Here is a 10,277-nt window from a genome sequence, read left to right on the forward strand (position 1 = left end):
CTGGTGGCCGCGGCGGCCGACGATGCGCGGGCCCGTCAGGCGGAGCAGGCGGCGCTCGAGGTTGCCCGGGCCCGGGTGGGAACGGCCGGTTTCGCCGACCTCGAGGCCGCGGCGGGAGCGCTGCTGCCGGCCGGGCGGGCCGAGGAGCTGGACCGGGCGCTGCGGGAGCACGATCGCGCCCTCGCCGTCGTCACCGCTGTCCTCGCCGAGCCGGAGCTGGCCGAGCTGGGGCCGCGGCCCGATCTCGACGCCCTCACCGACGCCTGCCGGTCGGCGACCGCCGACCGCGAGACGGCGGTGACGGTGCTCGAGCAGGCCCGCCGCCGGGTGGCCGGGCTGGCCGAGCTCTCCGGCGAGCTCACCGCGGTCGAGGTCGAGCTCGACGAGCAGCGCGTCCTGGCCGAGCAGGTGACGGCGCTGGCCGATCTCGCCACCGGCCGGGGCGCGAACCGGCTGAAGATGCGCCTGCAGTCCTTCGTGCTCGCCGCGCGGCTGGAGCAGGTGTCCGAGGTGGCCAGCCTCCGTCTGCGGGACATGTCCGGCGGGCGGTACACCTTCCTGCACAGCGACGCGCAGGGGCGCAACGGTGCGCGGGGCGGCCTCGGCCTCGACGTCCTCGACGAGTACACCGGCACCCGGCGGCCCACCAAGACGCTGTCCGGCGGGGAGAGCTTCATGGCGTCGCTGGCGCTGGCCCTGGGGCTCGCGGACGTCGTCACCGCGGAGAGCGGAGGCGTGCAGATCGACAGCCTGTTCGTCGACGAGGGCTTCGGCACGCTGGACCCGCAGGCCCTGGACTCGGTGATGAACGTGCTGGACGAGCTCCGCCGGGGCGGCCGCACCGTCGGCGTGATCAGTCACGTCGAGGAGCTGCGCACCCGCATCACCAGTCGGCTCGAGGTGATCCCCGGGCGGAGCGGCTCCCGGCTGGCGAGCCGGTCCGCGGCCTGATCAGGCCGCGCCGCGACCGGCCGTCGGGACGGCGTCCCGCTCGGCCGGAACCGCCACGGGCGTCGGGTCCGCAGCCGGCGGCGCGCTCGCGGCGAAGGCAGGGAAGACCCAGCGCCGGTAGACGACGTACCGGAGCACGCTGTTCAAGCCGATGGACCCGATGTTCGCGATCTGGATGATCAGCAACCGCTCCTGATCCAGCGGGTACCGGACGAACCAGATGATCGCCGCGCCCAGCACGAGCGTGAGCACGTTGGTGAGCACGAAGAGGCTGAACGAGCGGCGGATGGTCGTCTTGTCGCGGTGGGCGAAGGCCCAGTTGCGGTGCCCCAGGAAGGCCACGCACATGGAGACCGCCGTGGACAGCACCTTCGACGTCACGGCCCCGACGTCGAGGTAGCCGTAGAGCACGGAGAACAGCCCGACGTCGATGACGAACGCGACCCCTCCGACGACGCCGAACGCGCCGAGCTCCTGCAGCCGCCGACGTACCCGCGTGGCGGACAGGGCCGGACGGCCGCGAGCGAAGGGCACCTCCGGATTCTAGGCCGCGCAGTGCCGTTCGACGCCGGACCGTTCCGTGACCAGGCGCGCGCACGGTCCGCGCGCGGCGGGTGGGGCGCAGGAGGTGCCCGCTACGCTCGTCCGGCCATGTCAGGTACCGCGCCCCTCTCCGCCGTCACGGGCCTGCCCGTCGTCGCCATGGTCGGTGGGGGGCAGCTGGCGCGGATGACCCACCAGGCCGCGATCGCGCTCGGCCAGACGCTGCGGGTGCTCTCCGCAGGGCCCGAGGAATCGGCCGCGCTCGTCTCGGCCGACGTGCAGCTGGGCGACCATCGGGATCTCGAGGCGCTGCGCCGGCTGGCCGACGGCGCGACGGTGCTGACCTTCGACCACGAGCACGTGCCCACCGAGCACCTCCACGAGCTGGAGCAGGCCGGTCACCGGGTGGCGCCCGGGCCGGCGGCGCTCGTCCACGCGCAGGACAAGCTGGTGCTGCGCGCAGCGCTGGCCGCGGCCGGTGAGCCGCAGCCGGCGTGGGCCCGCGTCGACACCGTGGCCGACGTCGAGGAGTTCGCCGCACGCACCGGCTGGCCCGTGGTGCTCAAGACCCCGCGCGGCGGCTACGACGGCAAGGGCGTCTTCGTGGTCGGCGATGCCGAGGAGGCGGCCGGTCTGCTCGGGGAGCACGGGACGCTGCTGGCCGAGGAGCGGGTGGCGATGCGCCGGGAGCTGTCGGCGCAGGTCGCCCGCTCCCCGTTCGGGCAAGTGGCGGTCTGGCCGGTGGTGGAGACCGTGCAGCGCGACGGGGTCTGCGCCGAGGTGCTCGCCCCCGCCCCCGGGCTGAGCGACGAGCGCGCGACCGCCGCGCAGGAGCTGGCGGTGCGGATCGCCGACCGGCTGGGCGTGGTCGGGATGCTCGCCGTCGAGCTGTTCGAGACCGCCGAAGGCGTGCTGGTCAACGAACTGGCCATGCGCCCGCACAACTCCGGGCACTGGACCATCGAAGGGGCGCGCACCAGCCAGTTCGAGCAGCACCTGCGCGCCGTCCTGGACTATCCGCTGGGGTCGACGGCGATGACCGCGCCCGTGGCCGTGATGGCCAACGTGCTGGGCGGGGCCGCGTCGGCGCCCGACTGGGCCGGACCGGCCCTCGACGAGCGCATCCACCACCTCATGGCGCACTGGCCCGACGTGAAGCTGCACTGGTACGGCAAGACCCAGCGCCCGGGCCGCAAGCTCGGCCACGTGACCGCCCTGGGGGACGACCATGCGGAGGTCCGCGCCCGCGCCGTCGCCGCGGCCCGCTACCTGGCCGACGGCGTGGTCGATCCCGCCTTCGCCTTCGAGCGCGACCACTGAGCCGAGCACCGAGCCGAGCCCCGAGCTGAGGAGAGCCGTGACCGAGCAGCGGAACGACGCCGACGAGCCCCTGGTCGGGATCGTCATGGGCAGCGACTCCGACTGGCCGACCATGCACCCGGCCGCCGAGGCGCTCGAGGAGTTCGACGTCCCCTACGAGGCGCACGTGCTCTCCGCCCACCGCACCCCCCGCCGGATGCTCGACTACGCCGAGGCCGCCGCCGGCCGGGGGCTGCGGGTGATCATCGCCGGCGCCGGCGGAGCGGCCCACCTGCCCGGCATGGTGGCCGCGGCCACGCCGTTGCCGGTGATCGGCGTCCCCCGCCCGCTGGACCGGCTGGACGGGCTGGACAGCCTGCTGTCGATCGTGCAGATGCCGGCCGGGGTCCCGGTCGCGACCGTCAGCATCGGTGGTGGCCGCAACGCCGGGCTGCTCGCCGTCCGCATCCTCGCCGCCGCCGACCCCGCCCTGCTGGAGGCGGTCACGCGCTTCCAGGCCGACCTGGCCGAGTCCGTCGTCGCCCGCGACAGCACGCTGCAGGAGCGCCTCCGCTCCGACAGCTAGTCGGACGTCCTACTATCTACTCGTGGGTAGCAACGCTGCGGGGCTCTACGCCCTGACCGAGGAGCACGAGGCCATCAGGGCGGCGGTCCGCGAGATCGCCGAGCGCGAGATCGCACCGTTCGCCGCCGAGGTGGACGCCGAGTCGCGCTATCCGATCGAGGCGCAGAAGGCGCTGACGGCCGCCGGCTTCCACGCCACCCACATCCCCGAGGAGTACGGCGGCGAGGGCGCGGACGCCATCGCGACCTGCATCGTCATCGAGGAGGTCGCCCGCGTCGACGCCAGCGCCTCGCTCATCCCCGCCGTCAACAAGCTGGGCTCGATGCCGATCATCCTGGCGGCGTCCGACGAGGTGAAGCGGAAGGTCCTGCCGTCGATCGCCTCAGGCGAGGCGATGATCAGCTACGGGCTGTCCGAGCGCGAGGCCGGCTCCGACGCCGCCGCGATGACGACCCGCGCCCGCCTCGAGGGCGACACCTGGGTGCTCAACGGCACCAAGGCCTGGATCACCAACTCGGGGATCTCCGAGTGGTACACGGTCATGGCCGTCACCGACCCGGAGAAGAAGGCCAACGGCATCTCCGCCTTCGCCGTGCACCGGGACGACCCGGGCTTCGCGGTCGGCCCCAAGGAACGGAAGATGGGCATCAAGGGCTCGCCCACCTGCGAGCTCTACTTCACCGACTGCACCATCCCCGCGGACCGGATCATCGGTGCACCCGGAACCGGCTTCAAGACCGCGCTGCGGACGCTCGACTTCACCCGGCCGACCATCGGCGCGCAGGCCGTGGGGATCGCGCAGGGGGCGCTGGACGCGGCGGTGGCCTACGTCAAGGAGCGCCGGCAGTTCGGCGCGAGCATCAGCAGCTTCCAGGGTGTGCAGTTCATGCTCGCCGACATGGAGATGAAGATCGAGGCCGCCCGCCATCTGGTCTACGTCGCGGCCGCCGCGGGGGAGCAGGGCCGCCCCGACGTCACCCGCGTCTCGGCCTCGGCCAAGGCGTTCGCCTCCGACGTCGCGATGCAGGTCACCACCGACGCCGTGCAGCTGTTCGGCGGCGCGGGGTACACGCAGGACTTCCCGGTGGAGCGGATGATGCGCGACGCCAAGATCACCCAGATCTACGAGGGCACCAACCAGGTGCAGCGCATGGTGATCGCACGGAGTCTCCTGAGGTAGGTCGGCACCGCAGTCTCCGATCAGGCCCGGTCCCGACGTCGGGATCCGCTGGGCGGCCGCGACGGGCCCCCACCCATCAGGCAGAGTTCCACCGCCCGGCGTCGCTCGACGCGCATGCGCCCACACCGGACGGATCTGCCGCACGCCCCGACGCGAGTTCGGGGCGAACGGGAGACCTGTGGAGACAGGAGACCCACCACGTGCCCGGACAGACCACGGATCGCCCGCCCCTCGAGGTCGACTACCTCGTCGTCGGCGCGGGAGCGATGGGGATGGCGTTCGTCGACACCCTGCTGACCGAGACCGACGCGACCGTGGCGATCGTCGACCGGTACGCCCAGCCGGGCGGGCACTGGACGCGCGCCTACCCCTACGTCCGGCTGCACCAGCCCTCGGTCTTCTACGGGGTCAACTCGCGCGAGCTGGGCACCGGCGCCGTCGACACCGTCGGGCTCAACGCCGGGCTGTACGAGCTGGCGACCGTCGACGAGGTGCTCACCTACTTCGACCGGGTCATGCGCGAGACGTTCCTGCCCAGCGGCCGGGTGTCGTACTTCCCGATGTCGAACCACGACAGCCCGACCGAGGACGGCGTCGAGCGCTTCTCCTCCCTGGTGAGCGGGCGGATCACCGACGTCGTGGTGCGCCGCCGGGTCGTGGAAGCCACGTACATGAACGTCACCGTGCCGTCGATGACCTCGCCCCGGTACGCGGTCGCCGACGGCGTGCGGGTCATCCCGCCGAACGATCTCGTCACCCTCGCCGGGCGGCCCGCGCACTTCACCGTCGTGGGCTCGGGCAAGACCGGCATCGACGCCTGCCTGTGGCTGCTGCAGCACTCCGTCGACCCGGCCGACATCACCTGGATCATGCCGCGCGACGCCTGGCTGTTCGACCGCGCCCGCATCCAGCCGGGGCCGCCGTCCGGCGCGATGGGCAGCAGCCTGCCGGCGGGGCTGGAGCTCCCGCCCGGCACCAGCGCTCTCGACCTGCTGATCGCCGGCATCGAGGCCTCCGGCCTCGTCATGCGGATCTCGCCGGACGTGACGCCGACGGCGTTCCGCTGCGCCACCGTCACCCGGGCCGAGCTCGAGCAGCTGCGGCAGATCGACGACGTCCTGCGGCACGGCCGGGTCACCGCGATCGACGTCGACCACGTCGAGTTCGGCGACGTGCGCGTGCCCGCCGTCCCCGGCACCCTCTACGTCGACTGCACGGCCGACGGCCTGGAGCCGCGGCCGACCGTGCCGGTGTTCGACGGCAGCCGGATGACCCTGCAGGCGGTGATCCCGTGCCAGCAGGTGTTCAGCGCCGGCCTCGCCGCCTACGTGGAGGCGAACTACGAGGACGACGCGCTGAGGAACGAGCTGTGCGCCCCCTGCCCGCATCCGAGCACGCACGTCGACCTGCCGAAGTACGTGCTCGACGTCGGCACCCGGATGCGCCGGTGGAGCCAGGATCCCGCGCTGCGGGAGTGGATCAGCCGGGCCCGCTCGGTCGTCCGGGTCCCGGACGAGGAGAACCTGCAGACCGACGAGGCGGCTGCGTTCATCCGGCACGCGCTCGCCGAGGCCGGGGCGAGCCCTGCGCCGGTGAGCTGAGTCGGATCGACGCCTCGCTGCGTCAGTCCTCGGGGGAGGGGCCCGGTCCCGCGCCGGGCCACCATCCCCACCCGGCGATGGTGCGGCTGCCCTCGGTCACCCTGAACGCGTCGGTGGGCAGCGGGTAGTCGACCCCCACCAGCGTGCCCCACTCGACGTCGGGCGACGTGCTCGGCAGGAAGCCGCGGTACTCGGTCAGGTCGGCGACCTCGTCGAGCGTGCCGTAGGCGCCGCCCCCGTCGTCGACGATCAGCAGACCGGGGTCGTCGGCGAACGTGTCGCCGAGGACCAGCCAGTCGATCGGCTCCACCAGTCCGTCGGCCACGCGCGGCGGGTCGATGCACGGCATGTTGAAGCCGATGGGCCAGTCGAGCGCCACCGAGGATCCGGTGAGCAGCTCGGTCAGCGTCTCGCCGACCGCCAGGTGCGGCGCGGTCACCGCCAGCCAGCCGCCCGGCGTCAGGTTCCGGTCGGTCAGCCGGACCCGGACGAGGGTCGCGCCCTCCGGGAGCTCGACCCAGGCGTCCAGGAGCTGGCGGACCCAGCGGTCCTGCCCGACGCTGGGCTCCTCGTCGTCCCGCTCCACCTGGACGGCGCCGAGCACGACCCCGTCCGGGGCGGCGTACTCGACGACGACGGTCGTGCCGTCGTCGGGCCGACCGGCAAGGCCCACAGCCAGGACGTCCCGCGGGGTGGCGCTGCTGAAGTCGTACCAGGGCGTCACGAGCTCGAGGGTCTGGTCGACGGGCTCGTCGGTCCGGGTGCTCCAGGACTCGACGCCCTGCGGGACGATCCGCAGGTCACCGCGGGTCTCGTCGATCTCGGTGCCGCCGTCGGTCGGCGGCGAGCCGGGCTCGCCGACGTCGGCCCGGGGCAGCCGCGCCGTGGAGGTCAGGGCGACGGCGTGGTCGGCGAAGCCGCAGCCGGGGTCGCCGGTCAGCACCGAGGTGGTGTCGCCGACCATCGACCAGGTGTCGCGCAGCAGGATGTTGGCCGCCGAGGCGCTCGCCGTCTGCACGAGGATCGAGGCCACCAGGGCCGCCACGGCGACGGCGATCGCCGCCTCGGGCCACGGCTTCTCGTCGCCGGGTCGCTGCCTGCCGGAGCGCTTCCGCCACCACCAGAGCAGGCCGACGACGGCGAGACCGCCGAGCACCCACGCCGCCGGGTTCCCGATCACGCCCGGGAGGTCGCGGATCACCCGGTACCCCGAGTACTCCACCTGGTGGTTCCCGCCCTGGAAGGCGAGCGCGGCGGTGAGCGCGAGGCCGAGGGCGAGCGAGATCGAGGCCCAGCGGTCGGGGCGCCGCCGGACGAGGACGGCGACGCCCACGGTGAGCAGCAGCGCACCGGGCGCGGCCAGCGCGCCGAAGTGGTGGGTCCACTTCGTGGGCGAGGCGAGGAAGGTCAGGTTGGCCGCCACGTAGGCCAGCACCGGCACCGCCCAGGTCGTGCGCGGTGCCGTCGGCCGGGTGTTGCGCACCAGCATCACCGAGACGCCGACGAGCACGGCGACGGTGAGCAGGACGGCCAGCTGGCGGGCGAAGGTGCGCTGGGCGAGCTCGGGCCCGAGCGTCAGGTAGTAGTAGCGCAGCACCTCCTTGTACCAGGGCTCGACCGGTCCCACCTCGCGGTGCACGCGCAGCGCGGTCAGCGCGCTGGCCAGCGTGGCGTCGGAGAAGACGATGGTCGACGCGACGCTCGCCGAGGCCACCAGCAGCCCGAGGGTGGCCCACAGGCCCAGGGCCGAGCGACGCAGCAGCGGCCAGAGGCGGGGGAGCAGCACGATCAGCGTCGCGGCACACATGAGCCCCGAGGCGGTGATGGTCACCGCCGTCCCCGCCACCACGGCGGCCAGCCCCAGCAGCCAGATCCGCTCCCGGCGAACGGCCTGGAGCGCCAGGGTCAGGGTGACGGCCCAGGCCAGGGTGATGAGGTACTCCGGCCGCGCGCCGATGTTCCACGGCAGCCACCAGGCGAGCAGGGCCAGTCCGGCCACCACGCGCAGCGCCGGGTGCGGCCGGTCGACCAGCAGCGGCACGAGCTGCCGGCTGAGCAGCCACCAGACCAGGAGGCCCGCGGCCAGTGAGGGCAGCCGGATGACCAGGGGCTGGGCGGAGAGCGCGGTGAGCGGTGCGAGCAGGGTCTGGTGGAGGACGAAGGGGATCTCGGGGACGTTGAAGAAGCGGAACTGGTTGCCGACGTAGCCCGCGGAGTCGATCGTCCGCGCCTCGGCGCTGTAGTAGTAGTCGTCGGTGTTGATGAACCCGATGAAGGTCCAGACGACCATCGTGGTCACGACGCCGACGTCGGCGAGCACCACCCACATCCGTCCGGCGCGGCCGGTCGCCGGCTGGACCAGGCGCGGGAGCCGCTGACCGCGACGCCGCGGCGGCGCCGGTCCGGCCCGGTACAGCAGGTACAGGCAGCCGAGCAGGGCCGCGACGTGCGCCGCGATCAGCACCGTCTTGAGCGCGGTCGGCGAGGTCTGGAAGCGGGCGTCCGGGGACGCGGTCACGACGGGCGACGTGCCGTCGTCGGCGGTCAGGTCGGTCGTGAAGGCGGTGATCTCCGGGACGGCGACCCCGGGCAGCGTGCCGACGACCTCGCCGTCGGCACCGGGCCGCTCCAGGACCGCGGTGGCGCCCGACTGGTCGGCGGTGATCACGATCGTGCAGTCGGTGGTCTCCGGGAGCGGGCCGCTGAGGAGCTCCTGGCCCGAGACGACGGCCCGGATGCTGTCCGCCGTCACCGTGGCTCGGAGGCCGCGGGCGCTGCCGCGCTCGGATCCGGGCACCGAGGTCGACAGCAGCACCGCGGGCGCGGCCCCGGGCTCCTGGCGGGCGGCGAGGGCGTCGATCGCCGCGCACGGGATCTCGGCGCGCACGTCGATCGGCCGGTAGGGCATGAACAGGGCGATCGTCGACTGCGGATCCGACGGGTCCAGCGGCCACTGGACCTCGGGCGTGTCCACCCGCACCGGTGCCAGGGGGAGGGCGACCGCCAGCACGAGGGTCAGCGCCGCGAGCAGCCAGGGGAGGAGGTGTCGCCGCCGGGCGCCGTCCTCCGGGGCGTCGCCCGCGCCGGTGGGAACGGGAGAGGGGGTGGCAGGCGGAGTCGGGGCGCTCATGCGAGGAGCAGAGATCGCCGGGCCGTCACGCGGCGAGTGTAGGGGTGACGCAGCGCCCACCAGTCGCAACGGCGGGTCACGACGGCGAGGTGGGGTCCAGCAGGCGGGAGACCGCCGACACCCGGGCATCCCCCGACATGGCGCTGAGCCAGCCGGTCCAGCCCGGCCGGCTCCGCATCGCCTCCAGCGCCGCCCGCGCGGCGGGCCGGTCGCCGCGGCGGGACGCGGCGAGCGCCCCGTACAGGTCGCGGGCACCCTCCGGCGCGAAGACCGCGAGCGTCTCGTAGTCGGCCTCGTCGTAGGCGCGCTGCAGGTTGTGCAGCATCCGCAGCTGCGCCACCGGGTCGCCCGAGTCGTCGACCCGGAGGTCGACGCGCACGCCGTCGTCCTCCTCGTCGGGGGGCTCCCCGCTCACCACGAGCAGGGCGGCGGACTGGCGGCCGCGCAGGTCCCCGCCGGCGTCCTGACCGGCGGTCAGCGCCGAGAGCAGCCGCTCGGCCAGCGAGCCCGCCGCGGCCTCGAAGGCCGACGCCATGGCGGGGAGCACCTCGTCGGAGGCGAGCATGTTGCCCTGGACGCTGAACTGCTCGCCGATCCGGTGCCCGCTCACCGGGAACGCGGCCGGCCCCGTGTGCGCGGCCACCCGTCCGGCCCGGTCCAGCACGGCCACCTGGCGGGTGGCGTCCTCGGCGGCGTGCGCTGCGGCCCGGACGAGCTCGGCCGGCGCCGACCTCTCGGCCAGCCCGCCGAGCAGCTGCCGGCCCAGGCCGCGGCGCGACCTCGCCTGCACGGCGACGACGCCAATCCCGGGCAGGGCAGACGGCACCGAGCGCCCCACGGCGAGGATGCAGGAGGAGACGGCGATGCCGAGGTCCCCGGTGGCGGGGTCGCGGGCCAGGACGGAGAAGGTCATGAGCTGGTGCGGCGCCTGTCCGTGAGGGGAACGAGCCCACCTCGCCGGGCTGCGGTCAGACATCCCATGGTCCT

The 10,277-nt window shown here is 74.0% G+C and carries 8 protein-coding genes; 5 read left to right on the plus strand and 3 right to left on the minus strand.

Annotated features, from left to right (window positions below; genetic code table 11):
- On the plus strand, nt 1–951 hold a 951-nt coding region (locus tag A6V29_RS17910), incomplete at its 5' end, for an SbcC/MukB-like Walker B domain-containing protein (protein WP_283956378.1).
- Here A6V29_RS17910 and A6V29_RS17915 read toward each other — a convergent pair.
- Complete coding sequence (locus A6V29_RS17915) at nt 952–1,485, minus strand: GtrA family protein (protein ID WP_249933323.1); 534 nt, start codon at nt 1,483–1,485, stop codon at nt 952–954. It abuts the gene before it with no gap.
- Nucleotides 1,486–1,602: 117 nt separating this feature from the next.
- On the opposite strand from A6V29_RS17915, the gene A6V29_RS17920 reads away from it, so the two are divergent.
- The 4 genes from A6V29_RS17920 (at nt 1,603) to A6V29_RS17935 (ending at nt 6,160) form a co-directional block, all read left to right on the plus strand.
- Nucleotides 1,603–2,814, plus strand: coding sequence for a 5-(carboxyamino)imidazole ribonucleotide synthase (locus A6V29_RS17920; RefSeq protein WP_137161573.1), 1,212 nt, complete (start codon nt 1,603–1,605; stop codon nt 2,812–2,814).
- 37 nt (nt 2,815–2,851) lie between these two features.
- Entirely contained in the window at nt 2,852–3,379 is a 528-nt protein-coding gene (gene purE, locus A6V29_RS17925) for a 5-(carboxyamino)imidazole ribonucleotide mutase (protein WP_502700114.1), read from the plus strand.
- 22 nt (nt 3,380–3,401) lie between these two features.
- Nucleotides 3,402–4,559 (plus strand): acyl-CoA dehydrogenase family protein, encoded by a 1,158-nt coding sequence (locus A6V29_RS17930; protein WP_137161574.1) that lies wholly within the window; start codon nt 3,402–3,404, stop codon nt 4,557–4,559.
- Between the two features lie 200 nt (nt 4,560–4,759).
- Nucleotides 4,760–6,160 carry an NAD(P)/FAD-dependent oxidoreductase gene (locus A6V29_RS17935; RefSeq protein ID WP_137161575.1) on the plus strand — a complete coding sequence of 467 codons (1,401 nt, stop codon included), beginning with the start codon at nt 4,760–4,762 and terminating at the stop codon, nt 6,158–6,160.
- Between the two features lie 22 nt (nt 6,161–6,182).
- Here the strand turns inward: A6V29_RS17935 and A6V29_RS17940 are convergent, their stop codons facing one another.
- Both A6V29_RS17940 and A6V29_RS17945 read right to left on the minus strand, forming a co-directional pair.
- Nucleotides 6,183–9,290, minus strand: coding sequence for an arabinosyltransferase domain-containing protein (locus A6V29_RS17940; RefSeq protein ID WP_170977948.1), 3,108 nt, complete (start codon nt 9,288–9,290; stop codon nt 6,183–6,185).
- A 76-nt stretch (nt 9,291–9,366) separates the two neighbouring features.
- The gene (locus tag A6V29_RS17945; RefSeq protein WP_137161577.1) at nt 9,367–10,203 is read right to left on the minus strand and encodes a DUF1028 domain-containing protein; all 837 of its coding nucleotides are present in this window, start codon (nt 10,201–10,203) and stop codon (nt 9,367–9,369) included.
- Between the last annotated feature and the right edge of the window lie 74 nt (nt 10,204–10,277).

The organism is Blastococcus sp. CCUG 61487, from assembly GCF_005222955.1.
Classification (GTDB): Bacteria; Actinomycetota; Actinomycetes; order Mycobacteriales; family Geodermatophilaceae; genus Blastococcus.

What these genes read in the sequence shown, in the direction of transcription:
- A6V29_RS17945 (WP_137161577.1), bottom strand. Translation starts at nt 10,203, where the DNA reads ATGACCTTCTCCGTCCTGGCCCGCGACCCCGCCACCGGGGACCTCGGC.
- A6V29_RS17920 (WP_137161573.1), top strand. Translation starts at nt 1,603, where the DNA reads ATGTCAGGTACCGCGCCCCTCTCCGCCGTCACGGGCCTGCCCGTCGTC.
- A6V29_RS17940 (WP_170977948.1), bottom strand. Translation starts at nt 9,290, where the DNA reads ATGAGCGCCCCGACTCCGCCTGCCACCCCCTCTCCCGTTCCCACCGGC.